Annotated in this window: 28 protein-coding genes; 21 read left to right on the top strand and 7 right to left on the bottom strand. The window is 66.3% G+C overall.

The window, feature by feature from the left end:
• Positions 1-53 precede the first annotated feature (53 nt).
• Positions 54-539: a GNAT family N-acetyltransferase gene (locus ASD67_RS08345; protein ID WP_235535607.1), complete on the bottom strand. Its 486-nt coding sequence runs from the start codon at positions 537-539 to the stop codon at positions 54-56.
• Between the two features lie 108 nt (positions 540-647).
• On the opposite strand from ASD67_RS08345, the gene ASD67_RS08340 reads away from it, so the two are divergent.
• Positions 648-1,031, top strand: coding sequence for a dihydroneopterin aldolase (locus ASD67_RS08340; protein ID WP_056345871.1), 384 nt, complete (start codon positions 648-650; stop codon positions 1,029-1,031).
• Entirely contained in the window at positions 1,028-1,789 is a 762-nt protein-coding gene (locus tag ASD67_RS08335) for an SDR family oxidoreductase (RefSeq protein ID WP_056345869.1), read from the top strand. Before ASD67_RS08340 ends, ASD67_RS08335 begins: the two co-directional genes overlap by 4 nt.
• 130 nt (positions 1,790-1,919) lie before the next feature.
• Here ASD67_RS08335 and ASD67_RS08330 read toward each other — a convergent pair whose 3' ends face one another.
• Together ASD67_RS08330 and ASD67_RS08325 are read right to left on the bottom strand one after the other, a co-directional pair.
• On the bottom strand, positions 1,920-3,359 hold the full coding sequence (locus ASD67_RS08330; RefSeq protein ID WP_056345867.1) for an NAD-dependent succinate-semialdehyde dehydrogenase: 1,440 nt from the start codon (positions 3,357-3,359) through the stop codon (positions 1,920-1,922).
• Positions 3,360-3,482: 123 nt separating this feature from the next.
• Positions 3,483-4,082 (bottom strand): TIGR02466 family protein, encoded by a 600-nt coding sequence (locus tag ASD67_RS08325; protein WP_056347191.1) that lies wholly within the window; start codon positions 4,080-4,082, stop codon positions 3,483-3,485.
• A 46-nt stretch (positions 4,083-4,128) separates the two neighbouring features.
• On the opposite strand from ASD67_RS08325, the gene ASD67_RS08320 reads away from it, so the two are divergent.
• Both ASD67_RS08320 and ASD67_RS08315 read left to right on the top strand, forming a co-directional pair.
• Positions 4,129-5,049 (top strand): SMP-30/gluconolactonase/LRE family protein, encoded by a 921-nt coding sequence (locus ASD67_RS08320; protein ID WP_056345865.1) that lies wholly within the window; start codon positions 4,129-4,131, stop codon positions 5,047-5,049.
• Positions 5,050-5,068: 19 nt separating this feature from the next.
• Entirely contained in the window at positions 5,069-5,758 is a 690-nt protein-coding gene (locus ASD67_RS08315) for a VIT1/CCC1 transporter family protein (RefSeq protein WP_056345863.1), read from the top strand.
• Here the strand turns inward: ASD67_RS08315 and ASD67_RS08310 are convergent.
• On the bottom strand, positions 5,755-6,138 hold the full coding sequence (locus ASD67_RS08310) for a DUF488 domain-containing protein (protein ID WP_056345860.1): 384 nt from the start codon (positions 6,136-6,138) through the stop codon (positions 5,755-5,757). The two genes, ASD67_RS08315 and ASD67_RS08310, sit on opposite strands and share 4 nt — an antisense overlap.
• A 56-nt stretch (positions 6,139-6,194) precedes the next feature.
• Between ASD67_RS08310 and ASD67_RS08305 the strand changes: the two genes are divergently transcribed.
• The 3 genes from ASD67_RS08305 to ASD67_RS08295 all read left to right on the top strand — a co-directional run bounded on the left by ASD67_RS08305 (position 6,195) and on the right by ASD67_RS08295 (position 9,819).
• On the top strand, positions 6,195-7,304 hold the full coding sequence (locus tag ASD67_RS08305) for a DUF2855 family protein (protein WP_056345858.1): 1,110 nt from the start codon (positions 6,195-6,197) through the stop codon (positions 7,302-7,304).
• 177 nt (positions 7,305-7,481) lie between these two features.
• Positions 7,482-9,101: a peroxidase family protein gene (locus tag ASD67_RS08300; protein ID WP_056345856.1), complete on the top strand. Its 1,620-nt coding sequence runs from the start codon at positions 7,482-7,484 to the stop codon at positions 9,099-9,101.
• A 58-nt stretch (positions 9,102-9,159) separates the two neighbouring features.
• Positions 9,160-9,819, top strand: a complete 660-nt coding sequence (locus ASD67_RS08295) for an HAD-IA family hydrolase (protein WP_056345854.1) — start codon at positions 9,160-9,162, stop codon at positions 9,817-9,819.
• A 4-nt stretch (positions 9,820-9,823) separates the two neighbouring features.
• Here ASD67_RS08295 and ASD67_RS08290 read toward each other — a convergent pair whose 3' ends face one another.
• Together ASD67_RS08290 and ASD67_RS08285 are read right to left on the bottom strand one after the other, a co-directional pair.
• The gene (locus ASD67_RS08290; protein ID WP_056345852.1) at positions 9,824-10,633 is read right to left on the bottom strand and encodes a universal stress protein; all 810 of its coding nucleotides are present in this window, start codon (positions 10,631-10,633) and stop codon (positions 9,824-9,826) included.
• 35 nt (positions 10,634-10,668) lie between these two features.
• Entirely contained in the window at positions 10,669-11,595 is a 927-nt protein-coding gene (locus ASD67_RS08285; protein WP_056347189.1) for a LysR family transcriptional regulator, read from the bottom strand.
• 91 nt (positions 11,596-11,686) lie between these two features.
• Between ASD67_RS08285 and ASD67_RS08280 the strand changes: the two genes are divergently transcribed.
• The 11 genes from ASD67_RS08280 to ASD67_RS08235 all read left to right on the top strand — a co-directional run bounded on the left by ASD67_RS08280 (position 11,687) and on the right by ASD67_RS08235 (position 21,968).
• A complete protein-coding gene (locus ASD67_RS08280; RefSeq protein ID WP_056345849.1) occupies positions 11,687-12,397 on the top strand; it encodes a CoA transferase subunit A in 711 nt (236 codons plus the stop codon).
• On the top strand, positions 12,397-12,708 hold the full coding sequence (locus tag ASD67_RS23990) for a DUF5076 domain-containing protein (protein ID WP_443028029.1): 312 nt from the start codon (positions 12,397-12,399) through the stop codon (positions 12,706-12,708). The genes ASD67_RS08280 and ASD67_RS23990 overlap by 1 nt, the downstream gene beginning before the upstream one ends.
• On the top strand, positions 12,708-13,610 hold the full coding sequence (locus ASD67_RS08275) for an HAD family acid phosphatase (RefSeq protein WP_056345847.1): 903 nt from the start codon (positions 12,708-12,710) through the stop codon (positions 13,608-13,610). The genes ASD67_RS23990 and ASD67_RS08275 overlap by 1 nt, the downstream gene beginning before the upstream one ends.
• Positions 13,610-14,245, top strand: a complete 636-nt coding sequence (locus ASD67_RS08270; protein WP_056345845.1) for a CoA transferase subunit B — start codon at positions 13,610-13,612, stop codon at positions 14,243-14,245. The genes ASD67_RS08275 and ASD67_RS08270 overlap by 1 nt, the downstream gene beginning before the upstream one ends.
• Positions 14,238-14,687 carry a hypothetical protein gene (locus ASD67_RS08265; protein ID WP_056345843.1) on the top strand — a complete coding sequence of 150 codons (450 nt, stop codon included), beginning with the start codon at positions 14,238-14,240 and terminating at the stop codon, positions 14,685-14,687. The genes ASD67_RS08270 and ASD67_RS08265 overlap by 8 nt, the downstream gene beginning before the upstream one ends.
• A 79-nt stretch (positions 14,688-14,766) precedes the next feature.
• Positions 14,767-16,047, top strand: a complete 1,281-nt coding sequence (locus tag ASD67_RS08260; RefSeq protein WP_056345841.1) for a serine hydrolase domain-containing protein — start codon at positions 14,767-14,769, stop codon at positions 16,045-16,047.
• Between the two features lie 84 nt (positions 16,048-16,131).
• A complete protein-coding gene (locus ASD67_RS08255; protein ID WP_200937994.1) occupies positions 16,132-17,901 on the top strand; it encodes a B12-binding domain-containing radical SAM protein in 1,770 nt (589 codons plus the stop codon).
• A gap of 1 nt (position 17,902) precedes the next feature.
• Positions 17,903-18,895, top strand: coding sequence for an NAD-dependent epimerase/dehydratase family protein (locus ASD67_RS08250; RefSeq protein WP_056345839.1), 993 nt, complete (start codon positions 17,903-17,905; stop codon positions 18,893-18,895).
• A 132-nt stretch (positions 18,896-19,027) separates the two neighbouring features.
• Complete coding sequence (locus tag ASD67_RS08245) at positions 19,028-20,101, top strand: acyltransferase family protein (RefSeq protein ID WP_056345837.1); 1,074 nt, start codon at positions 19,028-19,030, stop codon at positions 20,099-20,101.
• 15 nt (positions 20,102-20,116) lie between these two features.
• Positions 20,117-20,803: a glutathione S-transferase family protein gene (locus ASD67_RS08240; RefSeq protein WP_056345834.1), complete on the top strand. Its 687-nt coding sequence runs from the start codon at positions 20,117-20,119 to the stop codon at positions 20,801-20,803.
• Positions 20,796-21,968: an aspartyl/asparaginyl beta-hydroxylase domain-containing protein gene (locus tag ASD67_RS08235; protein ID WP_162248557.1), complete on the top strand. Its 1,173-nt coding sequence runs from the start codon at positions 20,796-20,798 to the stop codon at positions 21,966-21,968. The genes ASD67_RS08240 and ASD67_RS08235 overlap by 8 nt, the downstream gene beginning before the upstream one ends.
• Here ASD67_RS08235 and ASD67_RS08230 read toward each other — a convergent pair.
• On the bottom strand, positions 21,965-22,483 hold the full coding sequence (locus tag ASD67_RS08230; RefSeq protein WP_056345830.1) for a sterol desaturase family protein: 519 nt from the start codon (positions 22,481-22,483) through the stop codon (positions 21,965-21,967). The genes ASD67_RS08235 and ASD67_RS08230 overlap by 4 nt on opposite strands.
• A 206-nt stretch (positions 22,484-22,689) precedes the next feature.
• Between ASD67_RS08230 and leuC the strand changes: the two genes are divergently transcribed.
• The 3 genes from leuC to ASD67_RS08215 are packed head-to-tail and all read left to right on the top strand — an operon-like array spanning position 22,690 to position 25,724.
• Positions 22,690-24,120, top strand: coding sequence for a 3-isopropylmalate dehydratase large subunit (gene leuC / locus ASD67_RS08225; RefSeq protein WP_056345828.1), 1,431 nt, complete (start codon positions 22,690-22,692; stop codon positions 24,118-24,120).
• Positions 24,117-24,707, top strand: a complete 591-nt coding sequence (gene leuD, locus ASD67_RS08220) for a 3-isopropylmalate dehydratase small subunit (protein ID WP_056345826.1) — start codon at positions 24,117-24,119, stop codon at positions 24,705-24,707. Before leuC ends, leuD begins: the two co-directional genes overlap by 4 nt.
• A gap of 21 nt (positions 24,708-24,728) precedes the next feature.
• Complete coding sequence (locus ASD67_RS08215; RefSeq protein ID WP_056345824.1) at positions 24,729-25,724, top strand: NADPH:quinone oxidoreductase family protein; 996 nt, start codon at positions 24,729-24,731, stop codon at positions 25,722-25,724.
• The last annotated feature ends 54 nt before the right edge of the window (positions 25,725-25,778 follow it).

The following is a 25,778-nucleotide window of genomic DNA, read 5'->3' as shown; positions in this document are numbered from 1 at the left end:
CATCGAAAAAAACGCTAAGCGAGCGGGATAATGTAGGACAGCGTTTTTTGCGCCTAGCGCGGGCCGATCATCCCTGCGCCGGTCGGCAGGCCGTGCCCGTTCACCGCGCGCGCGAGCAGGCGACGCTTTTCATAGGGGCCTGGCAAATCCCACGCCCCGGTCGCATCGGCGGTGAAGCCGAAGAAGCGGCCATAATATTCGGGGTCGCCGATCATCATCAGTCCGCTGTCGGCCTCGGTCTCCGCGGCCTCCAGCATATAGGTCATCAGCGTGCGGCCATGGCCGGTGCGCTGGAGGTCGGGGCGCACCGCGACGGGGCCGACCATGACGAGCGGGGTCGCGGCGCCAACGGCGTCGACATGCGCGACGGGCCAGCACTGGATCGTGCCGACCAGCGCGCCATCCTCGACCGCCGCGAAGCTCAAAGCCGGCACCACATCCATGCCCTGACGGATGCGATAGGCGGTTCGTCCAAAGCGGTCCGCCCCGAATGCGGCGTCGAGGATATCCTCGACCGCCGATGGTGCAATATCCGACAATGGAAGTAACTCGACCAACGTGCGCCCTTTCGCTAATGCGGCGGCGCTTTAGGGTCCGGGGTCGGCGATGGAAAGCCGAATGTCGCCCCGGCCGAACAGGAATTTCTTGTGACCGATACATTGTGGCTGGAGGTGGACGGGCTGACCGTCCAGGTGCTGACCGGCATTTATTCCGAAGAAACCCATTTGCCGCAGCCGCTGCGTATTTCGGTGCGCGCCAAGCTGGCGATGGCCGATCATTATGATCCGACGACGCCGCTCAGCCGGTCGAAGAACTATATGCACCTGAAATTCGCGGCGACCGAGGGGCTGCCCAAGGATGTGCATTTCGTGCTGATCGAAAGCGTCGCCGACCATATCATCGACACCCTGTTCCTGCAGGACGACAAGGTCGAGGCGGTCGAGGTCAAGATCGTCAAGCTGGCGATCGCCGAGGAAGGCGAACAGATCGGCATCACGATGCGGCGAACCCGGCCGGGTTTGGGCAAATGACGCAAAAGCTGGCGCTGGTGACGGGTGGCATCCACCGCGTCGGCGCCGCGATTTCGGCGCGGCTGGCGCGTGAAGGCTATGCGCTGGCGCTGCACAAGCGCACCGCTGCGGAGGCCGACCCGGTGCTGGCCGCGGCGCTGGCCGAGACGGGAGCGGTGAGCCACCGCTTCGCCGCCGACCTGTCCGACCCCGCTGCGGTCGATGCGCTGGTGCCGGCGGTGATCGAGAAATTCGGCCGCGCGCCCGACCTGCTGGTCAACAATGCGGCGTATTTCGCCGAGGGCGAATGGACCGACCTGTCGGCGGCGGCGCTCGCCGCGATGATGCAGGTCAATCTGTCCGCGCCGGTGATGCTCGCCAAGGCGCTGGTCGCCGCAAGCGAGGGGCGGCGCCCCGCGATCGTCAACATCGTCGACCAGCGCGTCGTCCATCCGGTCCCCGACCAGATCGCGTACAGCCTGTCGAAATCGGCCTTGTGGCAGGCGACGGCAACGCTGGCGGTCGCGTTCGGCGGCCGCGCACGCGTCAACGCGGTGGCGCCGGGGCTGACGATGGCGACCGGCGATTATTCGGCGCCGCAGGTCGAGCGGCTCGGCAAACGCATGCCGCTCGGCGCGCTGCCGACGCCGGGGCAGATTGCCGATGCAGTGATGTATCTTGCGCGCGCCGAGGCGGTGACGGGGCAGACGATCTTCGTCGACGGCGGCGCGCATCTGGCGCCGATGGCGCGCGATTTTGTCGCACTGGAGCGGGATTGATATCCCCTCTGTCGTCATCCCGGACTTGATCCGGGATTCCGCTTTTTGACGGCATCGACCGGTTTCGATCTCAAGCGGGACCCCGGATCAAGTCCGGGGTGACGATGAAGAGGAAGGCCGCCAATCCCGCTCAATAAATATGCACCGCCTTGGTGACCAGATAGCCCTCAAGCCCTTCGGGGCCGCTCTCGCTGCCGAAGCCCGATTGCTTGATGCCGCCGAACGGCATGTCGAGGGTCGAGATGACGAAGCTGTTCACACCGACCATGCCGCTTTCGATGCTGTCGACGATGCGGTTGATGCGGCGGCCATTTTCGGTGAAGGCGAAGGCGGCAAGGCCGAAGGGCAGCCGGTTCGCCTGCTCCAGCGCCTCGTCCTCGGTTCCGAACGGGCGGATCAATGCCATCGGGCCAAAAGGTTCGATGTTCATTGCATCGGCCTCGACCGGGACGTCGGCGATCGCGGTCGGCTGGAAGAAATAGCCGTTGCCGGTCGCCTCGCCGCCGGCGATGACGCGCGCGCCCTTTGCCTTGGCGTCGGCGACCAGAGCCTCCAGCGCGGACACGCGGCGCGCATTGGCGAGCGGGCCCATCTGGGTATCGGCGTCGAGACCGCTGCCGATCTTCACCTTCGCGGTGCGCTCGGCGAAACCCTTGACGAACGCGTCGTAAATGCCCTGCTGGACATAGAAGCGCGTCGGCGAGATGCACACCTGTCCGGCGTTGCGGAATTTCTGCCACACGACCTTGTCGAGCGTCGCCTCGAGATCGCAATCGTCGAAGATCAGCACCGGCGCGTGGCCGCCGAGTTCCATCGTAATGCGCTGAACATTATCCGCGGCGAGCTTCATCAGATGCTTGCCGACCGCGGTCGAACCAGTGAAGCTGACCTTGCGGATCACGGGGCTGGCCAGCAGGTGCCGGCTGATCATGTCGGGATCGCCATAAACGAGCTGGACGGCATCGCCGGGGATGCCGGCGTCGATCAGGCAGCGCATGATCGCGCTGGTGCAACCCGGGGTTTCCTCGGGCGCCTTGGCGATCACGACGCAACCCGCGGCGAGCGCGGGGGCGATCTTCTTGACCATCAGATTGACCGGGAAATTCCACGGGCTGAAACCCGCGACGGGGCCGATCGGATGCCTGGTAACCATCGCGCGCTGTCCGGCCGGACGCTGTAGCACGCGACCCTCGATGCGCTTGCCCTGTTCGGCGAAATAGGCGAGCAGCCCCGCCGCCGACAGCACTTCGCCGCGCGCCTCGGCGATCGGCTTGCCCTGTTCGAGCGTCAGCAGTGTGGCGATATGGTCGACGCGTTCGCGGATGATCCCGGCGGCCTTGTGCATCAGCGCGGCGCGCTCGTCGGGGGTCTTGGCGCGCCAGCTCGGCCAACCGCGGTCGGCGGCGGCGAGCGCCTCGTCGAGGTCGGCGGCGGTCGCCACTGGCAGCTCGGCGATCGTGCCCGCGGTCGCGGGGTTATAGACCGGCCGCGCCTCGCGCCCCTCGCCGCTTCGCCAGGCGCCATTGATGAAGAGTTGGAGGTCGGCGTCGTAGGTGGCGGTGTCGGTCATGGGGGGTCCTCGATCAAAAGCTTCGTCATTGCGAGCGAAGCGAAGCAATCCAAGGTGGTTTACGCGACTCTGGATTGCCGCGTCGCTTCGCCCCTCGCAATGACGAGGGTGATATAGTCGCCCTCAGCGATAGTTAAAGCTGATGCTGATGCGTTCGCCCTTGCCCGTGTGCGGCATAACCTCGTGGCGCAGCCAGCTTTCCCACAGGAACACCCGCCCTGCCGCGGGTTCGGCATAGACGAAGGGCCGCAGATGTTCGGGCGCATCGTCGGTGCGGCCGGGCGCCGCCATCAGCATCGCGAGGCGCGGATCCTCGAGCTTGAGCGCGCCCGATCCCGGCGGGACCGCGACATAGAAGGTCCCCGACACGATGCTGTGCGGATGGATATGGCCGCTGTGGGTGCCGCCGGGTTTCAGGATATTGACCCACAGGCTGTCGAGTTTGAGTGGCTTGGCGAGGTCGAAATGCGCCGCTTTGGCGAAGGCTTTGACCTCCTTGTCGAGCAGTTTTTTCAGGTCATAAAAGGCCGGATCGCGCTCGGGCAGGTCGCCGAGGCTCGCGTAGCTGGTGTAGCCCTTATAGCCATGGTCGCGGCTCCAGCGCCGGCCCGCGCCATCCTCTTCGGCGAACAGCCGGCTGCTTTCCTCCAGCTCTTCGAGCAGGTCCGCCGAACCGATGTCGGCTTCGTAGAAAATACTGGCGAAGAGCGAGCGAACGGGCATGATGCGCGCAAAGCACAGCAGCAAAGCACACGCAAGGGAGACGAGGATGGCCGAGTTTGAATTGATCGCGAGCGGATTGCGCTTTCCCGAGGCGCCGGTCGTGATGGACGACGGCAGCGTCATCGTCGTCGAGATCGAGCGCGGCTGCATCACGCGCTGCTGGCCCGGCGACAGGAAGGAAGTGATCGCAACCCCCGGCGGCGGTCCCAACGGCCTCGCGATCGGTCCCGACGGCAAGCTATATTGCTGCAACAACGGCGGCTTCAACTATGTCGAATCGAACGGCTATCTGGCGCCGCACGGCATCGCGAGCGACTATTCGGGCGGCCGAATCGAACGCATCGACATCGACACCGGCGCGGTCGAGATATTGTACAAGTCGGGCGACAACGGAGTCGTGCTGCGCGGCCCCAACGACATCATGTTCGATGCGCATGGCGGCTTCTGGTTCACCGACCATGGCAAGGTCGATTACAGCAAGCGGAGCCACGACATCGTCGGCATCTTTTACGCCAAGGCCGACGGCAGCTTTATCGAAGAGGTCATCTTTCCGTCGAACAACCCCAATGGCGTCGGCCTGTCGCCCGACGGCAGCATACTCTATGCCGCCGAAACCTACACCTGCCGCCTGATGAAGTTCAACATCGTCGCGCCGGGCAAGGTCGCCGCCGACGCGGGGCCGGGCGGCCCCGGCATCCCGCTCTATCGCCCCGCGGGCTATAAATTCTTCGACAGCCTCGCGATGGAGGCGTCGGGCAATATCTGCGTCGCGACGATCGGCGAATGCGGGATTTCGGTGGTGTCGCCGGCGGGCGAGCTGGTCGAATTCGTCGCGACCGACGACATTTTCACGACCAATATTGCGTTCGGCGGGCCCGACCGGCAGGATGCCTATCTGACGCTGTCAGGCAGCGGACGGCTGGTGAAGACCCGCTGGGCGCGGCCGGGGCTGCAGCTGCAATATTAGGGCCAGAAACGGGAAACGCATGCACGAGGAAACCCACGCCGTCACGCGGATCGGCTGGCTGCGCGCCGCGATCCTCGGTGCCAATGACGGGATCGTGTCGACCGCCAGCCTGATCGCCGGGGTCGCGGCGGCGGGCGCCTCGGCCTCGTCGATCCTCGTCACCGGCACCGCGGGTCTCGTCGCGGGCGCGATGTCGATGGCGGCGGGCGAATATGTGTCGGTGAGTTCGCAGGGCGACGCCGAGAAAGCCGACGTCGAGCTCGAAAAGCGCCACCTTGCCGCCGATCCCGAGTTCGAGCTGGAGGAGCTGACGCAAATCTACGAGCAGCGCGGGCTCGACCGCGCGCTCGCGCAACAGGTCGCGGCGCAACTGACCGCGCACGACGCGCTCGACACGCATCTGCGCGACGAACTCGGCATGTCGAGCGAGATGGCGGCGCGGCCGATCCAGGCGGCGGCCGCCTCCGCCGCGAGCTTTACCGTCGGCGCCGCGCTGCCGCTGGCGACCGTATTTTTCGACCGCGGCGCATCGCTGCCGTGGACCGTCTCGGCGGCGTCGCTGCTGTTCCTCGCGCTGCTCGGCGCGTTGGGCGCCTGGGCGGGCAATGCCCCGATGCTGCGCCCGGTGGTCCGCGTCACCTTCTGGGGCGCGATGGCGATGGCGGCGACGATCGCGATCGGGTCGCTGTTCGGCGCGGTGGCGGGTTAGCGCGCGAGCAGCCACTCGCGCAGCGCAACGGCATTGTTCCGCTCCTCGCTCTTCGCGGCATAGAGCAATGTCACGGGACCCGCCTTCGCGGCGGCATCGAGGGTGAACAGCGCCGCTTTCACCGCCTCGCCGCCGCCCGCGAGCTCGGCAAAATAGCCATGGCGGAACGCATCCCACGCCTCATCCGAATCGGCGGTCGCATGATGAAAGCGTTCGCGCAGATCGTCGCTGGGCGACAGCGGCTTCAGCCAGGCGGCGAGCGCGGCCTTCTCCTTCGACACCCCGCGCGGCCACAGCCGGTCGACGAGGAAGCGGGTGCCGTCGTCCGACTCGGCCGGTTCGTAAATGCGTTTCACCGCGATTGTCAGGGGCGCTGTCATCTGTATGACTATCGACCATCCCGCGTTCGCGGGCAAGCAGCCGGAGGGGTCCGCACATGAATGAAACCGGATGGGCGATCGACATCGATCGCGACGATATTGCGCGTGCCGCGCTTGTGGCCGATCGGGCCGCGCCGCTGGCGCCGGGGCAGGTCCGCGTGCGCATCGACAGCTATGCGATGACCGCGAACAACATCACCTATGCGGTGTTCGGCAAGCCCGCCGGGCTGTTCGGCAACGACCAGGGCTATTGGGATTTCTTCGCCGAACGCGATGTGCCCGGCCGTCTGCCGGTGTGGGGATTCGCGACGGTGACCGAAAGCGCCGCCGAGGGCGTGACGGTCGGCGAGACTTTCTATGGCTATTATCCGATGGCGAGCCATGCGGTGCTCAATGTCGGCAACGCCGGTCCCGGCGGCTTCACCGACGTGACGCCGCGCCGCACCACCCTGCCCCCGATCTATAACCAGTATCAGCGGATCGGCGCGCTGCCCGACTATCGCGCCGCGGACCATGATTATTGGCCGGTGTTCCGCCCGCTGTTCCTGACCGGCTGGTTGATCGCCGACCAGTTCGAGGATGAGGGCGACTATGGCGTGCAGCAGATCCTGATCGCGAGCGCGTCGAGCAAGACCGCGATCGGCCTCGGCTTTTCGCTCGCGCAGCGCGGCGGGCATCGCCCCGAAACGATCGGGCTGACCAGCGCCGCGAATGTCGACGCGCTCGCCGCGCAGGGCATCTACGACCGCGTGATCAGCTATGACCAGATCATGACGCTCAACGCCGCGACACCCGCCGCGCTCGTCGACATGGCGGGCAATGGCGCGGTGACGCGCGTCGTGCACAGCCATTTCGGCGGCCATCTGCAGGCGTCGATCATCGTCGGCAAGTCGCATTGGGATGCGCAGGCCGATGTCGAGGGGCTGCCCGGCCCCGAGCGCCAGGGATTCTTCGCCCCCGGCCGCAGCCAGAAACGCATCGCCGACTGGGGCGGCCCGGCGTTCGGGCGGAAGATCGCCGAAGCTTGGCTGGCGTTCATGGACGTCGCACCGCGACTCGCGACGATCGACAAGCGCCATGGCGGCGAAGCGGCGCTTGCCGCCTATCGCGAAATGCTGTCGGGCGACGCCGACCCGAAGGCGGGCATCCTGGTCTTGCCCGCCTGATCCGATCCCCGGCTCCGCCCGTCGATTGGCGGTGCGGGGCCGCCGCTTTTCGTGTATGAAAAAGCCCCCCGCCATCGCGGGGCCAGAACAGAAACGCCGGTCGCTGCAACGGGCGTCTTTCGAAAATCGTCGCTCGCCAAGTCCGAACAATCCCGATCATGGGGGATGGAGGGCGACATGGGTAGTTTTCTCGAAGATCTGGCGCTGAAGGCGATCACCGCGGTGGCCGGCCGCAGCGGAGTCAATGAATTCCTGATCGACAAGCTGGTCGACGGCGCGCGCAACCGCCCGCATCCGTGGAGCACGCGCTATGATTATATCTGCTGGGACGGGCTGACCGACCGCAGTTACAATGCGCGGCTGCTGCCGGCGAACCGTTATCCCGATGCCGAAGCGATGCGCAGCCGGCGACCGCCCGAAAACAGCGTCGCGGCGCTGTTCGCTCCCGGTCCGGGCGGGCAGCGCCCCTGCGCCAAATCGACCTGCCTGTTTCCGGCCTTTGCCCAATATCTGACCGACGGCTTTATCCGCACCCAGTTGTCGAACGACGACGCGCTGACCAACCGGCGGCGCACGACGAGCAATCACGAGATCGACCTGAGCGCGCTCTATGGCCGTACCCGGCGCCAGACCGATGTGTTGCGGCTGCGCAGCGAAACCGCGGGGCACAAGGGCCGGCTCAAGACCCAGACGGTCGGCGGCGAGGAGTGGCCGCCCTTCCTCTATCGCGACGACGGCAGCATCGACCCGCATTTCCTGGCCGACGACGGCAGCCAGATCCTCGACCCGCCGCTCGGACTCGATCATGCCACGCCCGAAGGGAAAAAATCGCTGTTCGCGGTAGGCGGCGATCGCGCCAATGCCGCGCCGCAGGTGACGATGGTCAACACCCTGTTCCTGCGCGAACATAACCGGCTGGCGGCGATGCTCGACGCGCAGAACCCCGGCTGGGACGATGAGCGCGTGTTCCAGATCGCGCGCAACATCCTGATCTTCATGTTCATCAAGATCGTGGTCGAGGAATATATCAACCACATCAACACATCCGCCTTCCGCTTTCGCGCCGATCCCGAGGTCGCGTGGGAAGCCGACTGGAATCGCCCCAATTGGATGACCGCCGAGTTCAGCCTGCTCTATCGCTGGCATTCACTGGTGCCCGAAACCCTCGTCTGGGGCGGCGCGACGCTGCCGGGTGCCGGACTGTTGCTCGACAACCGGCTGGTGCTGCGCGACGGGCTGGCAACCTCGTTCGCCGAGATTTCGGCAAACAACGCGATGCAGATTGGTCTCCACAATTCGGCGAGCTTCCTGATCCGGGCCGAGACCAAGGCGGTCGAACAGGCACGCGTAAACCATATCGACGGCTATAATGCCTATCGCGCCGCCATGGGGCTCGACCGGGCCGAAAGCTTTCGCAACATCGTCGGCAAGAGCAAGAATGCCGCCGAGGATGCCCGCCGCAAGGCCCTCGCGAGCGAGCTGGAGGCGCTTTACGGCACGCCCGACAATGTCGAATTCTATGTCGGCCTGTTCGCCGAGCCGGTGGGTCACAACGGCCCGCTGCCCGACCTGATCCTGGCGATGGTGGCGATGGACGCCTTTTCGCAGGCCCTGACCAACCCGCTGCTCAGCCGCCATGTCTATGGCGATCCGGCGAACCGCGAACTGGCCTTTACCGCCAAGGGCCTCGAAGCGATCGAGGCGACCCGCACGCTGCGCGACATATTGACACGCAACGCCCGCGGGCTCGGCGAGCGCTTCGTCGGGATGACGCGGCGCGACTGGCGGCGCGACTGAGGGGGAGATCGGCGAATGGCGGTTTGACGCGGCGGGCAAATTTCGCTCTAGCCGCGCCATGTCCATCACCACCGTCATCTTCGACTTCGGCGGCGTCATCACCGCGTCCCCCTTTGAAGCTTTCAACCGGCTCGAGGCCGAGCGCGGGCTGCCGCACGATTTCGTGCGGCGGGTCAATGCCGCCAACCCCGACGACAATGCCTGGGCGAAGTTCGAGCGCGCCGAAATCGACGCCGCGACCTTCGACACGCTGTTCGCGGACGAGGCGCGCGCGCTGGGGCATGAATTGCGGGGCGAAGCGGTGCTGGCGGTGATCGCGGGGGCGGTACGGCCCGACATGGTGACGGCGCTCGACACGCTGAAGGCGACGGGCTTTCGCATCGGGTGCATCACCAACAATGTCCCCGGCAGCAAGATGGGGATCAAGGGCGCCGGCATGACGCGCAGCGAGCAAGCCGCGCAGGAAGTCGCGCGCATCATGGCGCGTTTCGAGCATGTCATCGAATCGAGCAAGGCCGGCGTGCGCAAACCCGACCCCGCCATCTATCTGATGATGTGCGAAACGCTGGGCGTCGCGCCGGCCGAGTGCGTCTATCTCGACGACCTCGGCATCAACTGCAAACCGGCGGCGGCGCTCGGCATGCACGCGATCAAGGTGACGAGCGGCGAACAGGCGCTCGCCGACCTGTCGGCGGTGCTGGGGATCGCGCTGCCCTGACGCGTCAGTGGGCGAGCAGCAGCGCGATGCGCCCGCTCGTCACCAGATAGCGCGTCACCCCGCCGAACAGCGTCTCGCGCAGCCGGCTGCGGCCGAAGGCGCCCATGACGATCAGCCCCGCCCCCATGTCGAGCGCGGCGCCCTCGAGCGTCTCTTCGACCGACAGCGTCCCGCGCGGGATGACCCGCGCCCCGGCATGGATGTCGTGGCGCGAGAGATAGGCGAGCGCATCGGTCGCGGGCAGCCGTCCGTCATCTTCGCCGACGCCAACCAGTTCGACCCGCCGTCCGCCGAGCAGCGGGAGCGCGGCGCGCAGCGCGTGCGCGGCCTCGGGACTGCCGTTCCAGGCGACCATCGCGGGCGCATCGAGATCGAGCGTCGCCGCGTCGCGCGGCAGCGCCAGCACCGGCGCACTGATCGCCAGCGCAAGGTCGCCGGCAAGCAGGCCGGGTTCCTTCCAGCGATCTTGCCCGGCGCCCGGCAGGCTGACGATCGCGAGGTCGGCGAAGGTCGCCGCCGCCGCGAGCGACGCCGCGATATCGCCGTCGGCCGTGGCGATGTCCCACGGCACATCCTCCTTCGCCAGCCGCGCCGACAGCGCCGCGTCGAGCGCGGCATCGTCGAGCTGCGCCTTCGCCATCGCCTCGGTGGCGAGATAGGTGCCGCCGAACGGATCGACCGCGATGAATTGCTGGAACGGCGTCGCGATCATCAGCGTGACATGCGCGCGCTGTCGCCGCGCGATGGCGAGCGCGGTCTGCAACCGCCCTTCATTCGCGCTATCATGATCGGCGTGGACGAGAATCGAACGCATCGGGACCTCCTGTGCTGATGGGGTCCCTCTTGGCGTCAGCCGGATGCCCCATCATTGACCGGGGTCAAATTTGCGCCGGCGATGCGCAATTGCGCCGCTTCGTCGAAAATGCGCGTCAGCACCGGCTCGGTATCGGCGACGCGCATCGCGACCTGGAATTCGACCGGCGCGAGCGCGGGCAGCCCCGCGAGTTCGACCAACGCCCCCTCGGCCATCGCGCCGCGCACCATCGGTTCGGGAAAGATGCCGACGCCGCCGCCCGCCCGCGCGATGTCGATCATCATCCGCGCATTGTTGCAGAGGTTGAGCGATTTCTGTGCGATGCGCGACGACCGGATCGCCTCGCGCATCCGGCCGTGGATCGGCGAATGGCTGGCAAGCGACCAGACGGGCACCGAGGCGCCTTCACGCCCTTCGGCAAAGGCCGCGGCGGTGGCTGGACTCGCCAGCCAGACCAGCGCGACCTCGCCGATCGGCCGCGTCTTGAGCGCCGGATGCGCGACCGGCCCGGCGGCAAAGGCGATGTCGGTGCGCCCGGTGAGCAATTGCTGGATCAGGTTCGCGGTGAGGTCGATCTCGATCTCCAGCCCGACCCCCGGCATCTGGTCCTTGAGCGCCGCGACGAAGGGCGGCAGGCAGCTTGCCGCCGCGATCTCGCCCGCGCCGATCCGCACCACCCCGCTCGCCTCGGCAAAACCGCCCGAGCCGAGCAACGCGCGCTGCATGTCGCGCAGCAGCGGATCGCAATCGCGCACCAGCTTGCGCCCCGCCGCGGTCAGCGACATGCCGCGCCCGTCGCGCCGGAACAGGGTGGCCCCCATCCGCTGCTCCAGCTCGCGCATGCGCGCCGACACCGCCGGCTGGGTCGTGTTCAGACGCTCGGCCGCCGCCGAAAAGGTTCCCAGCCGGTCGATCCACAGTAGGGTTTCGAGATGGTAGAGCGAGATGCGACTGATAGACATCATTTATGCATAGCGGAAAATTAGAATAATTAGAATTGATGGATCAAATGCGCCAATGTCGGCGCCGATCACCCATCAAGGAGGCTGTTTCATGGGGAACAAGCGCTATTCCGACGCCGCCGCCGCACTCGAAGGACTGCTCTTCGACGGCATGCAGATTTGCGCGGGCGGCTTCGGCCTTTGCGGCATTCCCGAACGGCTGATCGACGCGATCCGCGACGCGGGCACCAAAGACCTGACGATCGCCAGCAACAACGCCGGCATCGACGGCGAAGGGCTCGGCAAGCTGCTGCGCACCAGGCAGGTCAAGAAGATGATCTCCTCCTATGTCGGGGAGAACAAGGAGTTCGAGCGGCAATATCTGGCCGGCGAGCTCGAGGTCGAATTCTGCCCGCAGGGCACGCTCGCCGAGCGCTGCCGCGCGGGCGGCGCGGGCATCCCCGGTTTCTATACCAAGACCGGCGTCGGCACGCTCGTCGCCGAGGGCAAGGAAGTGAAGAATTTCGACGGTCAGGATTATATCCTCGAACGCGGCATCTTCGCCGACCTCGCGATCATCAAGGGGTGGAAGGCAGACGAGAGCGGCAACCTGATCTTCCGCAAGACCGCGCGCAACTTCAACCAGCCAATGGCGACCGCGGCGAAAATCTGCGTCGCCGAGGTCGAAGAGATCGTGCCGACCGGCAGCCTCGACCCCGACGCGATCCACCTGCCCGGCATCTATGTGAAGCGGATGATCGTCGGCGCGCCGTACGACAAGAAGATCGAATTCCGCACCGTTCGTCCGCGCGAGACGGCGTGATGTTCGGTCGGCGACCGGAGCATCCTCATTCCGTACCGTTGACCGGTCATGCGGAACTCGACGATCGGTATCACGAGGTGGCTCGGTTCTGGGTCTCGACGGAACGATCCTTCGTTCTCGTTGCGCCCGACGTCGTAAATTCGCCCGCACTACTCGGTTCGCTTTTGGTGGAATGCATGCATACGGCCGCGGCAGGATATGCAGCGACGGGTAGCTTTAGCGAGGAAGAAGCGCTGAGCGAGCTTTGGAAGGGCTTCGACGAGGAACGTTCTCGAATCGAAAGCCCGGATCAAACGGAAAGGGCCAGTTAATGTCCAAGGCCGGCTTCCGAATTGAATCAGGTGGCGTCGCGGTCGCCATCGCGCTGTCGCTTGCGGGATGCGCAGCAACACCCGATGCGACCGTTTCCGTTCCACCGCCCCCCGGCCCCGCGCTGGCCGAAGCGGCCAAGCCGCCGGTCGCGCTGCAATATCTTTATGGTTCGCCCGAGGCCGCGGTCGCGGTGCGCGCGACCAATGCGCGGATCGCCGACTATGGCGTGGCACGGATCAAGCAGCGGCCGACGGACAGCGTCGTCCTCGCACCTGGTGCGACGATGGATGCCCCGGCATTCGAGCCATGCGGCGACAAGCCCTTCGCCGCCGTGTTCGACGCCGACGAGACCTTGATCTGGAACCTTGGCCCGATGCGCCACTTCGCCGAGAAAGGCACCAGCTTCGACCCCAAGGTCTGGGACCAGTGGGAAAAGACCGGCGCGGGCAAGGCGGTCGCGATGCCGGGCACGATCGAGATGGTGAACGCCCTGCGCGCCGCGGGGATCGCAGTGATCGCCAACACCAACCGCAGCGCCGCCAATGCCAAGGGCAGCGAGGATACGCTGCGTGCCGCCGGGCTTGGCGCGTTCAAGCATGGCGAGACCTTGTTCCTGATGGGCGACGACGCCGGCGGATCGAGCAAGGATGGCCGCCGCGCGGCGATCGCGGCGAAATATTGCGTCATCATCCTCGGCGGCGACCAGCTCGGCGACTTCAGCCAGCAGTTCAACGCCAAGGATTTGCTCGCGGCGCAGCGCATGACGCTCGCGACCAGCGCGGACGCCACCGCATTATGGGACAAGGGCTGGTTCCTTTTTCCCAACCCCGTCTATGGCCCGTGGGAAAAACTGGGCTGGGACGACGCCTTCCCCTCCGACAAAAAATGGGAGCCGAAATAATGGCCTGGACGCGTGATGATATGGCGGCGCGCGCCGCGAAGGAACTGCAGGACGGCTATTACGTCAACCTGGGGATCGGCATCCCGACTTTGGTCGCAAACCATATCCCCGCGGGGATGACGGTGACGCTGCAGTCGGAGAATGGCATGCTCGGCATCGGGCCCTTCCCGCTGGAAGGCGACGAGGATGCCGACCTGATCAACGCGGGCAAGCAGACGATCAGCGAGCTGCCGCAAACGGCCTATTTCAGTTCGGCCGACAGTTTCGCGATGATCCGCGGCGGGCATATCGACTTGACCGTGCTCGGCGCGATGGAAATCGCCGAAAATGGCGACATCGCCAACTGGATGATCCCGGGCAAGATGATCAAGGGCATGGGCGGCGCGATGGACCTCGTCGCCGGGGTCAAGAAGATCATCGTCGTGATGGAACACAACGCCAAGGACGGCAGCCCCAAGTTCATCCCAGCGTGCACGCTGCCGCTGACCGGACAGAATGTCGTCGACATGATCATCACCGACCTCGCGGTGTTCAAACGCGACGACCATGACAGCCCGTTCCGGCTGATCGAACTCGCGCCGGGGGTGACGGCCGAGGACGTCGCCGAAAAGACGACGGCGCATTATATTGCATGATGTCGCGGCGGGTCCCGGCTCCGCCTGGCTGATCGTCGGCGGGTGGCTGTCGGTTCTGGCCGCGCTGCTGCACATCGCCTGCATCTTCGGCGGCCCCGACTGGTATCGGTTCTTCGGCGCCGGCGAGGGCATGGCGCGCGCCGCCGCGCGCGGCGACTGGACGCCGACGCTGATCACGCTGGGGATTGCCGCCGTGCTGATGGTCTGGGCCGCCTATGCTTTTTCGGGCGCCGGGTCGCTTCCGCGCCTGCCGCTGCTGCGGACCGGGCTGATCGTCATCACCGGCGTCTACCTGCTGCGCGGGCTGGTCTTTGTGCCCCTCCACCTGTGGCGGCCGCAGCATAGCGACAGTTTCGCGATCTGGTCTTCGCTGATCGTGCTGGTCTATGGCGCGGTTTACGCCGTCGGGACGTTCAAGGCCTGGCGCCATCTGGCACCGTGAGCCGCTGCGGGGGTGACGGCAGGGGAAGTCGCCGCTAAGACGACAGCCAAATATAAGGTCGCCATTCAGTCACGAGTCCATGAAGCGCTTTTTCCTTGTTCTGATAGCCCTCGCCGTGCTCGGCTCGGCGGGCTGGTTTGGCCTTGGTGCCTCTGGTGGCAGCCACACGCTTGCCAGCATCCCGATCCCGATGGCAGCCCCCGAGAACCTGCCCGACACACCGGCGGAATGGCGCGGGCGGATCGACTATCGCGCGCTCGACAAGCAATTGACCGAGCTGGCGCAGCGGCCCGAAATGGCCGGGCTGGCGGTGGCGGTGGTCGAAGACGGCAAGCTGAGCTTCGTGCGCGCCTATGGCGTCGCCGACCGCTCGACCGGCGCGCCGGCCACGCTGCAGACCCTGTTCCGCTGGGCCTCGGTTTCCAAGACCGCGACGGGCGCGATGGCCGCCGCGATGGCCCGCGACGGCCGGATCGATCTGGACCGTCCGGTCGGCGCTTCGCACGCATCGCTGCGCCTGCCCGGCGGCGCCGAAGCGCGGATCACGCTCGCCGATGTGCTGGCGCAGCGCACCGGCCTCACCAAAAACGCCTATGACGAGAAACTGGAAGAAGGGCAGGACCCGGCATTGCTGCGCGCCAGCCTTGCCACCGCGCCGCTGCAATGCGAACCCGGCACCTGCCACACCTATCAGAACATCGCCTTCGATACCGCGAGCGAGATATTGGGGCGCGCTGCGGACAAGCCGTTCGGCAAGGCGGTCGAGGACCGGTTTTTCCTGCCGCTGGGCATGGTCAGCGCGGGTTACGGGATGGCGCGGCTGACCGGCGCGAAGGATTGGGCGAGGCCGCATGGCAACGGCCATGTCCGGCCGGTCAAGGAGGCCTATTGGCGCGTTCCCGCCGCCGCGGGGGTCGAGAGCGATATCGTCGATTTCGCCACATGGATGCAGGCGATGATGGGCGCCCGCCCCGAGGTGCTGCCGGCCGCGACGTTGCAGATCGCCCATCGCCCGCGCGTCGGCACCGCGCGGCTCTATGGCGGCGCCCTGCGTCAGGCCACGAACGAGGCATCCTATGGCCTCGGCTGGCGGAACTTCACCTATGAGGGCCACCGGCTCGAGGGCCATTCGGGGGCGGTGTCGGGTTATCGCGCGACGATGATCTTCGAACCGGCGACGCGCACGGGCGTCGTCGCGCTGTGGAACAGCGATTTCGGTTTCCCCTTCCGCATCCCCTTCGCAGCGATCGACAGCTATCACAAGCGCGCGGGCGCCAACTGGCTCGACCTCAGCGAACTGCCCCAACAGGGCGGCGCCGCGGCCAAGGCACGCCCGATTGCCGAGGAAACAAAGGGATAATCGTCCCGAACCGGCAGGGCAATCGAGGGCTGGCGGCGCCTCTGGCGCCGCGCTAGGACTATGGTCTTGGGCGCCGAATCATCCTTGACCGCGCAACGCCACACCGCCGTCGGCACCGATGCCAGGCGGCCCCCCTTTCACATCTGGCTGGTCAAGCCGACGCGCTACGACGACGACGGCTATCCGCTGCAATGGTGGCGGTCGATCATCCCATCGAACTCGCTCGCCTGCCTGACCGGGATCATCGAGGATGCGCTGGCACGCGGCGTGCTCGCGGACCGCGAGGTGCGCATCGAGGTGGTCGACGAGATCCACAGCAAGGTCGACGCCGCGAAGATCGCCCGCTCGATCCGCCGCGCCGGGGGCGGGTTTGTCGGGCTGGTCGGGGTGCAGTCGAACCAGTTCCCCCGCGCGCTCGACCTCGCGCGCGACTTGCGGTCGGGCGGGGTGCAGGTCGCGATCGGCGGCTTCCATGTCTCGGGCTGCCTGTCGATGCTGAAGGCGATGCCGCCCGAACTGGTCGAGGCGCAGGACCTCGGCGTCTCCTTCTTCGCCGGCGAGGCCGAGGAGGGCCGGATCGACGAGGTGCTGGTCGATGCCGCGAACGGTGCGATGAAGCCCGTTTATAACTGGCTCGGCAAGACCCCGCATCTCGAGGGCGCGCCGCTGCCGCTCCTCCCCAAGGCGCAGGTCGACCGCAACATCAATCGTTACGCCAGTTTCGACCTCGGCCGCGGCTGCCCGTTCGAATGCAGTTTCTGCACCATCATCAACGTGCAGGGGCGCAAGAGCCGGTTCCGCACCCCCGACGACCTTGAGGCGATCATCCGCGCCAACGCCGCGCAGGGCGTGTCGCGCTTCTTTCTGACCGACGATAATTTCGCGCGCAATCGTCACTGGGAGCCTTTGCTCGATCGGCTGATCGCCTTGCAGGACGAAGGACTGGGCGTCCGCATGGCGATCCAAGTCGACACCCTCGCGCACCGGATCGACGGCTTCATCGACAAATGCGTCGCCGCGGGCGCCGACCAGAATTTCATCGGGCTGGAAAATATCAATCCCGACAATCTGGAGGCCGCGAAAAAGCGCCAGAACCGCGTCGAGGAATATCGCGAGATGTTCCTGGCGTGGAAACGCCACCCGGTGGTGATCACCTGCGGCTATATCATCGGTTTCCCGAACGACAGCTATGCGTCGGTGATGCACGATATCGAGATGCTCAAGGAAGAGCTTCCCGTCGACACGCTCTATCTGAATTACCTGACCCCGCTGCCGGGCAGCGAGGACCATCGCCGTCTGGTCGACACCGGCGCATGGATGGACCCCGATCTCAACAAATATGACCTCAACCACCGCGTCACCCACCATCCGACGATGAGCGACGAGGAATGGGAGCGCGCCTATCGCGACGCGCACCGCAGCTTTTACAGCTGGGATCATATGGAGCGCATATTGCGCCGCATGGCCGCGCTCGGTTCGAACAAGAAAAAGACGACGGTCAACCGCCTGCTTGCCTATCGCGAGGCGGTGCGGCTGGAGGGCGTCGCCAAGCTCGAATCGGGCTATGTGCGGATCAAGCGGCGGACCCAGCGGCGTCCCGGCCTGCCGCGCGAAAATGTCTTTGCCTTCTGGACCGGCTATGGCGCGCACCTGGTCCACGCGCTCGGCGGCAGCCTGGTCACCTATGCGAGGCTTTACCGGATGATGCGGCGGATCGTCACCGACCCCGACCGCTTCGCCTATCGCGACCGCGCGATCAGCGCCGATACCGGCGACGGTGCCTCGCCGTTGATCGCCGACACCCGCGCCACCGACCATTCGCAACGCCGCACCGCGCGCGCCAAAGCCGCCTGACATGCGCGTCCTGCTCACCGGATCGACCGGCTGGCTTGGCCGCTATCTGGCGCCGATGCTGCGCGGCGCGGGGCATCAAGTCGTCGGCCTCGACATCGTCCCCGGCGACGACACCCAGATCGTCGGCACCGTCGCCGACCGCGCGCTGGTCGACCGGATCTTCGCGGACCACGGCATCGAGGCGGTCATCCATGCCGGGGCGCTGCACAAGCCCGATATCGTGCGATACCCGCGCCAGGCGTTTGTCGATGTCAACGTCAGCGGCACGCTGAACCTGATCGAGGCCGCGGTTGCGGCGGGCAACGACCGGTTCCTCTTCACGTCGACCACTTCGCTGATGGTGCGCGCCGATGTGCGCGACGGCGCCGGCGCGGCGGGCGCGTGGTGGATGGACGAGGATTTCGGCCCGCTCGAGCCGCGCAACATCTATGGCATCACCAAGCTTGCCGCCGAACAGGCATGCCGGCTGGTCCACCGCGAGCACGGTATCGCCGCCCTGATCCTGCGCACCGGGCGCTTCTTTCCCGAGGATGACGACACGCTCGCGGTGCCGGGCGGCCTCAACCTGAAGGCGAACGAGTTGCTCAACCGCCGCCTGACCGTCGAGGATGCCGCCGCCGCGCATCTTGTCGCGCTCGAACGCGCGCCCGATATCGGCTGCGACACCTTCATCCTGTCGGCGCCGCCGCCCTTTGCCCGCGACGAAGCCGCGGACCTCGCCCGCGATGCACGCGCGGTGATCGCGCGCCACCATCCACAGGCCGAAGCGCTTTATGCCGCGCGCGGCTGGGTGCTGCCCGAGCGGATCGACCGCGTCTACGACCCGTCGCGCGCCGAGCGGCGGCTGGGCTGGCGGGCGAGCACCGATTTCGGCAGCGTGCTGGCGGCGCTCGCCGACGGGACGTCGCTGCCCTTCGCCCATGATCCCCATTATACGTCGCCGATCGTCGCACAGCGCCGCCACCGGCGCGCGGACGATCTTTGCACCAACTGACGTGTGGGACCCCAAATCCGCACGACCGAAAAAGCGCAGCGCGGCTGTTCGCAATTCGATGGTGCTGCGGCGATTCCTTCGCTAGCAACGCGGTCCATTGTGCCATGCAGAAACGGCGGGAGTTAGGGCGGGATGACAGCGTCGCAGGCCGATGAACGCAAAGCCGTCAACTATTACCATGGTCTCGACACGATCCGCCTCATCTGTGCGGCGGTCGTTGCGATCGGCCACCATTATTCCAATTTCCAGATCTTTGAATCCGAGCGTTATAATCGCCTGATTTCATCGGGATGGGACATATTGTGGAACGGGCCCGCCGCGGTCATCGTGTTCTTCATCATCTCGGGCTTCGTCATCCACGCCCCCTATCACCAGGGGAAGAGCTTCAGCACCGGCGAGTTCTACGTCAAACGGTCGATCCGCATCGTGCTGCCGTCGATCGCCTTCATGATCGCCTTCGTGTTTCCCGATATCGGCCAGATCACCGAGGTGAGCTGGAAGGCGACGGTGCTGTGGAGCCTGATCTGCGAGCTGATCTATTATTTCCTCTATCCGTTGCTCGTCCGCTTCAACGGCCGGATGCATATCCCGCTCGCCATCTCGTGCGTCGTCACCATCCTGATCTATTATGTCTACGCCGATGTCTTCGTCGACAACCGCAATTATCGCGCGCTCGGCTATGGCACCTTCCTCGTGGGCTTTCCCTGCTGGCTCGCGGGTTGCTGGCTGGCGGAGAATCTGCATCGCTTCGGCCGGCTTTCGGCGCTGTGGATCAACGCGACGCGCGTCGGCATCTTCGCGATGGCGGTCGTCTTCAAGCTCGCGAAGACGCAGTTGGTCAGTTTCGGCCTCTTCACCTCTTCGGCCTTCATCCTCAACATCTTCGCGATCTTCGCGACCTTCTGGCTCGGCTTCGAACTGGTGCGGATGCTCGACCGGTCGGGCCCCGCCCCATTCGACCGCATGGGCCGCGCCACCTTCAGCCTCTACCTCGTCCATCCGGTCGCGATGCGACTGTTCGAGGGCGGCGACCATGGCGTCGTGTCGCTTCTGCTCTATCTGGTGGTGACCGGCGTCATGACCTATGTCTTTTTCCTGTTGTGCGAACGCCCAAGCCACCGACTCGCGCACAAGCTGGGCAACCGGCTGGTCGGCCGCGCGCCGACCGAACGGCAGACCGCGGGCACCGCGGCCGCCGGCGACTGAACGACGGAACCCGACATGAGCGACTATTGCCTGATCACCGCCAACCGCAACTATTCGAGCTGGTCGCTGAGACCGTGGATGCTGATGCGCGCGCTCGACATCGTCTTCGAGGACCGGATCGAGCCTTTCGCGCAGCCGGTCAATTACGACGCCTTTCGCAGCTTTTCGCCGACCGGACAGGTTCCGGCGCTGCTCCACGAGGGGCGGACGATCTACGACTCGCTCGGCATCGCGCTCTATCTCGCCGACCGGCACGACGCGGTGTGGCCGGCGGATCCCGATGCACGCGCCTGGGCGCAGTGCGCGGCGGCCGAGATGCACAGCGGCTTTGCGGCGCTGCGTAACGATTGCACGATGAACGTCGGCGTGCGTGTGACCCCGAAGCCGATGTCCGACGCGCTGAGGGCCAATGTCGCGCGCATCCGCGAAGTGTTCGAACAAGGACTCGTCCGCTTCGGCGGGCCATGGCTTGCCGGCACATCATTCTCGGCGGTCGATGCCTTTTTCGCGCCGGTCGCCTTTCGCATCCGCACCTATGGCCTCGACGTCGGCGCCGGACAGGCGTGGGTCGACCATATCCTCGCGCATCCGGCGATGCGCGACTGGGAAGAACAGGCGCTCGCCGAAAGCTGGCGCGAGGAAAGCCATGAGGACGAACTGGCGGCGGCCGGGTCGATCACCGCAGACTATCGTCATGGCTGACACGACGATGGATGTACGCGAAGCGACGCGCCTCGCGCAGCAGGGCGGCACAGCCTTGCAGAGAGGCGACCTGACCGAAGCGCGCGGCACGCTGAAACGCGTGGTCGATGCAGGCCATGCCAATCTGCAGGTCTGGCTGATGCTGGGCGAAGCCTGTCGTCTCGCGGGCGATCGCGACGGGCAGGAAAAGGCGGCCGACGCGATCCTCGAACAGGATGACGGCGCCCTGCGCGCGCTGATCTGGAAGGGCGATTGCCGCCGCGCCGCGGGCGAACGGCGCGCCGCCGCAAGCTGGTATCGCACCGCGCTGCGCCGGGCCGACATCATCGGCACGCTCCCGGCGTCGCTCGCGCAACTGGCCGACGGCGCGCGCACCGCCGCCGCCGAGCTGGAACGTGAATTCGGCCTCGCCGTCGACGCGGGCCTCGCCGCGCGCGGCCTGCCGCCCGAAGCGCGCAGCCCGGGCTTCGCCCGCGCGCTCGCGGTGATGCGCGGCGAGGACCATGTCGACTATGAATTGCAGCGTCCGTCGAGCTTCCTCTTCCCAGGCCTGCCGCAACGGCGCTTCTACGAGCGCGAGGAATTCGACTGGGTCCCCGCTTTCGAGGCCGCTACCGACGCGATCCGCACCGAGCTGCACGCGGCGCTCACCGACCCCGATCTGTTCAAGCCCTATCTGACGCATGCACCGGACCGGCCACGCGTCGAATTCAACGGGATGCACGACAACGCCTCTTGGTCGGCCCTCCATCTCGTGCACAATGGCACGATCGTTCCCGAGATGGCGGCACGCTTTCCGGCGACCTTCGCCGCGCTCGAAACCGTTCCGCAGTGCCGCATCTCGGTGCGCTCGCCGTCGATCCTCTTTTCGCTGCTCCAGCCCGGCGCGCATATCGCGCCGCATTACGGCATGATCAACGCACGGCTGATCTGCCACCTGCCGCTGATCGTCCCCGGCGACGGCGCGCTTACCGTCGGCGGCGAGGCGCGGCAGTGGGAGGAAGGCAAGCTGCTCATCTTCGACGATTCGATCGAGCATGAGGCGATCAACCATGCCGACAGCGACCGCGTCGTGCTGATCTTCGACATCTGGCGCCCCGAACTCGGCGAAGCCGACCGGCGCGGGGTCGCGGCGCTGTTCGAGACCGTCGACGCCTATCGCTAGTCGGTCAGCGCGTCGCGCACGACCGCGATGCCGGCTTCGCGCTGCGCCTTGAGTTCGGCCTTGAGCTTCGCGGGGTCGCGCGCGAAGACGAAGCCGAAGCTGACCCCGCCTTCCTTGCCGATCGTCGCGTGATGGAGCTTGTGCGCCTGCACCAAGCGCTTGGCATAGCCGCGGCGCGGGACCCAGCGGAAAGTGCGCTGGTGGACGAGCCCGTCGTGAACGAGCGTGTAGATGATACCGTAGAAGAGCACACCGAGGCCGATCCACGTCCCCGGCTCCCACGCCGATGCGCCCATGATCATCGGGCTGCCGGCTGCGAACATCGATATGCTGAGCGCGGCGCCGAAGAGCGCGAACAGGTCGTTCTTTTCCAGCCGCTTGTCGTGCGGCTCATGATGGTCGCGGTGCCAGGCCCAGCCGAAACCGTGCATGATATATTTGTGGCTGGCCCAGGCGACACCTTCCATCGCCACGACGGTGGCAAGGACGAGCATGAGGATGGCGAGCGGCGACATGGCGCGATCATAGGCCGATTATGCCAGCCACACCATCATCTCCTCGTCACCCCGGACTTGATCCGGGGTCCCGCTTGTCCACGTCGCAAAGCGGGATGCCGGATCAAGTCCGGCATGACGAAGGGAGAATCAGAGCGCACGACCGAAAATTGCGTTTTGGATCGCCACTCGCTTGCATTGTTGTCGGGGGGGCTTAAGTGAACCGCATGACTCGGCCCCGCACCCTTTATGAGAAAATCTGGGACGCGCATGTCGTCGAACAGCGCCCCGATGGTACCGCCCTGATCTTCATCGACCGCCACCTTGTCCATGAAGTCACCAGCCCGCAGGCCTTCGCGGGGCTACGCGCCAGCGGACGCACGGTGCGCCGCCCAGACCTGACGCTCGCGGTGCCCGATCACAACCTACCGACGACGGCACGGCTCGACGCGGCGGGCCACAAGCTGCCGATCGCCGACGCCGAAAGCGCCGCGCAGCTCGCGGCGCTCGAAAAGAACGCGCCCGAATATGGCATCCGCTATATCGATGCGACCGCGCCCGAGCAGGGCATCGTCCATGTCGTCGGCCCCGAACAGGGCTTTTCGCTGCCCGGCACGACGATCGTCTGCGGCGACAGCCACACCGCGTGCCATGGCGGCATCGGCGCGCTGGCATTCGGCATCGGGACGAGCGAGGTCGAGCATGTGCTCGCGACACAGACGCTGCTGCTGCAACCCGCGAAAACGATGGAAGTGCGCGTCGAGGGTGAGGTCGGCCCCGGCATCAGCGCGAAGGACATCATCCTCCACATCACCGGCACCATCGGCGCCGCGGGCGGCACCGGCCATGTCATCGAATATACCGGCAGCGCGATCCGAGCGCTGAGCATCGAGGGCCGGCTAACGGTCAGCAACATGGCAATCGAAGGCGGCGCGCGGGCGGGCCTCATCGCGCCCGACGAGACGACCTTCGACTATCTGAAGGGCCGCCCCTATGCGCCCAAGGGCGCCGACTGGGACGCGGCGGTCGAATATTGGAAGAGCCTCGCGACCGATGCGGGCGCGACCTACGACAAGGTCGTGGTGATCGACGCCGCCGACATCGCGCCGAGCGTCACCTGGGGCACCAGCCCCGAGGATGTCGTGCCGATCACCGGGGTCGTCCCCGATCCCGCGAGCTTCGCCGACCCGTCGAAACAGGCGGCAGCGGCGAAATCGCTCGCTTACATGGGCCTCACCCCCGGCACGCGGATGCAGGATGTGCCGGTCGAAAATATCTTCATCGGCAGCTGCACCAACAGCCGCATCGAGGACATGCGCGCCGCCGCGGCGGTGATCAAGGGTCGCCACAAGGCCGCCAATGTCAAATGGGCGATCGTCGTCCCCGGATCGGGGCTGGTGAAGGCGCAGGCCGAGGCCGAAGGACTCGACCGCATCTTCACCGACGCGGGGCTCGAATGGCGCGAACCCGGCTGTTCGGCCTGCCTCGCAATGAACCCCGACAAGGTGCCCGCGGGCGAGCGCTGCGCCAGCACGAGCAACCGCAATTTCGTCGGCCGCCAGGGTCCGGGCAGCCGCACCCACCTCGTCAGCCCCGCGATGGCGGCGGCGGCGGCGGTGACCGGCAAGCTCACCGATGTGCGGGAACTGATGGCATGACCCCGCTGAACGAGGTCGATGGCCGCGCGATTCCGTTCGGGCTGAAGAATGTCGATACCGACGTCATCATCCCCGCGCACTGGCTGAAGGGCACGACGCGCGAGGGCATGGGCCGCGGCGCGTTCGAGGCGATCCGCAAGGACCCCGACAACCTTTTCGACAGCGCCGAATATAAAGGCGCGCCGATCCTGATCGCGGGCGATAATTTCGGCTGCGGATCGAGCCGCGAACATGCCGCATGGGCATTGGGCGACCTTGGCATTCGCGTCGTGATCGCGCCGTCCTACTCGGACATCTTCTCGGGCAATGCGGTGAAGAACGGGATCCTGCCGGTGGTGCTGCCGCAGGCGGCGATCGACCGGTTGATGGAGGTCGCGCTGACCGATCCGGTGCATGTCGACCTCGAAAACCAGACGGTGACGACGATGTTCCAGGACCGCTTCGCCTTCGAGATCGACCCGTTCCGCAAGATGTGCCTGCTCGAAGGGCTCGACGAGATTTCGATCACCGAAAAGAGCGACGCCGCGATCGGCACTTATGAGAAAAAACTGGCGCAGGACCGGCCCTGGCTGCAACCTTCGCTGTAACACCCCTGTGAGGAGAAGATGATGAAGGCTCTCTTGTCGACCGCCACCGGCGGCCCCGAAACGCTGGCCATCGGCGAACTGCCGCGCCCGAGTGCCGGTGCCGGCCAGATCGTGATCGACGTGAAGGCCTGCGCGGTCAACTTCCCCGACGTGCTGATCATCGAGGACAAATATCAGTTCAAGCCCGAACGCCCCTTTGCGCCGGGCGGCGAGGTCGCGGGACTCGTGGCCGAGGTCGGCGAGGGCGTGACCGACTTCAAGGTCGGCGACCGGGTGATCGCGGGCTGCGGTAACGGCGGCATGGCCGAGGCGATCGCGGTTTCGGTGCATAATGTCTATCATTTGCCCGAGGGTCATGACTTCGCCGAAGGGGCCTCGCTGCTGATGACCTATGGCACCAGCATCCACGCGCTGGTCGATCGCGGGCATATCAAGGAAGGCGACACCTTGCTCGTCCTCGGCGCCTCGGGCGGGGTCGGCATCGCCGCGGTCGAGTTGGGCAAGGCGTTCGGCGCACGCGTCGTCGCGGGGGTGTCGAGCGAGGACAAGGCCGAGATCGCACGGGCCGCCGGCGCCGACGAAGTCGTCGTCTATGGCCGCCAGCCGTTCGACAAGGACCAGTCGAAGGAGCTCGCGAACAAGTTCAAGGAGGCCGTGGGGCCGAACGGTGCGAACCTCGTCTATGACGCGGTCGGCGGCGACTATGCCGAACCCGCGCTGCGCTCGATCGCGTGGGAAGGCCGCTATCTCGTCGTCGGTTTCCCTGCAGGTATCCCGCGCCTGCCGCTCAACCTGACGCTGCTCAAGAGCTGCGACGTCGCCGGCGTCTTCTGGGGCGCCTTCGTCGCACGCGAACCCGTGCGCAACCGCGGCAATATCGCGCGGCTGTTCGCGCTATGGGCGCAGGGCAAGATCAAGCCGCGGGTCACCGGCACCTATGCCCTTGCCGACGGCGGCCAGGCGATCGCCAAGCTTGGCGACCGCAGCGCGGTCGGCAAGCTGGTCGTGACCATCTGAAATATCGCCCCGAGCCGGCGCTGACCGAAGCGCTGCGTGCGCTGGCGGCGAGCG

Source organism: Sphingopyxis sp. Root1497, from assembly GCF_001427085.1.
In the GTDB taxonomy this organism is placed as follows: domain Bacteria; phylum Pseudomonadota; class Alphaproteobacteria; order Sphingomonadales; family Sphingomonadaceae; genus Sphingopyxis.
The sequence above is the reverse complement of the archived record's forward strand: the minus strand, read 5'-3'. Positions and strand labels throughout refer to the sequence as shown.

Coding starts and splice junctions, on each gene's coding strand:
- ASD67_RS08335 (WP_056345869.1), top strand. CDS start 1,028: ATGACGCAAAAGCTGGCGCTGGTGACGGGTGGCATCCACCGCGTCGGC.
- ASD67_RS08330 (WP_056345867.1), bottom strand. CDS start 3,359: ATGACCGACACCGCCACCTACGACGCCGACCTCCAACTCTTCATCAAT.
- ASD67_RS08325 (WP_056347191.1), bottom strand. CDS start 4,082: ATGCCCGTTCGCTCGCTCTTCGCCAGTATTTTCTACGAAGCCGACATC.
- ASD67_RS08320 (WP_056345865.1), top strand. CDS start 4,129: ATGGCCGAGTTTGAATTGATCGCGAGCGGATTGCGCTTTCCCGAGGCG.
- ASD67_RS08315 (WP_056345863.1), top strand. CDS start 5,069: ATGCACGAGGAAACCCACGCCGTCACGCGGATCGGCTGGCTGCGCGCC.
- ASD67_RS08310 (WP_056345860.1), bottom strand. CDS start 6,138: ATGACAGCGCCCCTGACAATCGCGGTGAAACGCATTTACGAACCGGCC.
- ASD67_RS08305 (WP_056345858.1), top strand. CDS start 6,195: ATGAATGAAACCGGATGGGCGATCGACATCGATCGCGACGATATTGCG.
- ASD67_RS08300 (WP_056345856.1), top strand. CDS start 7,482: ATGGGTAGTTTTCTCGAAGATCTGGCGCTGAAGGCGATCACCGCGGTG.
- ASD67_RS08295 (WP_056345854.1), top strand. CDS start 9,160: ATGTCCATCACCACCGTCATCTTCGACTTCGGCGGCGTCATCACCGCG.
- ASD67_RS08290 (WP_056345852.1), bottom strand. CDS start 10,633: ATGCGTTCGATTCTCGTCCACGCCGATCATGATAGCGCGAATGAAGGG.
- ASD67_RS08285 (WP_056347189.1), bottom strand. CDS start 11,595: ATGTCTATCAGTCGCATCTCGCTCTACCATCTCGAAACCCTACTGTGG.
- ASD67_RS08280 (WP_056345849.1), top strand. CDS start 11,687: ATGGGGAACAAGCGCTATTCCGACGCCGCCGCCGCACTCGAAGGACTG.
- ASD67_RS23990 (WP_443028029.1), top strand. CDS start 12,397: ATGTTCGGTCGGCGACCGGAGCATCCTCATTCCGTACCGTTGACCGGT.
- ASD67_RS08275 (WP_056345847.1), top strand. CDS start 12,708: ATGTCCAAGGCCGGCTTCCGAATTGAATCAGGTGGCGTCGCGGTCGCC.
- ASD67_RS08270 (WP_056345845.1), top strand. CDS start 13,610: ATGGCCTGGACGCGTGATGATATGGCGGCGCGCGCCGCGAAGGAACTG.
- ASD67_RS08260 (WP_056345841.1), top strand. CDS start 14,767: ATGAAGCGCTTTTTCCTTGTTCTGATAGCCCTCGCCGTGCTCGGCTCG.
- ASD67_RS08250 (WP_056345839.1), top strand. CDS start 17,903: ATGCGCGTCCTGCTCACCGGATCGACCGGCTGGCTTGGCCGCTATCTG.
- ASD67_RS08245 (WP_056345837.1), top strand. CDS start 19,028: ATGACAGCGTCGCAGGCCGATGAACGCAAAGCCGTCAACTATTACCAT.
- ASD67_RS08240 (WP_056345834.1), top strand. CDS start 20,117: ATGAGCGACTATTGCCTGATCACCGCCAACCGCAACTATTCGAGCTGG.
- ASD67_RS08235 (WP_162248557.1), top strand. CDS start 20,796: ATGGCTGACACGACGATGGATGTACGCGAAGCGACGCGCCTCGCGCAG.
- ASD67_RS08230 (WP_056345830.1), bottom strand. CDS start 22,483: ATGTCGCCGCTCGCCATCCTCATGCTCGTCCTTGCCACCGTCGTGGCG.
- leuC (WP_056345828.1), top strand. CDS start 22,690: ATGACTCGGCCCCGCACCCTTTATGAGAAAATCTGGGACGCGCATGTC.
- leuD (WP_056345826.1), top strand. CDS start 24,117: ATGACCCCGCTGAACGAGGTCGATGGCCGCGCGATTCCGTTCGGGCTG.
- ASD67_RS08215 (WP_056345824.1), top strand. CDS start 24,729: ATGAAGGCTCTCTTGTCGACCGCCACCGGCGGCCCCGAAACGCTGGCC.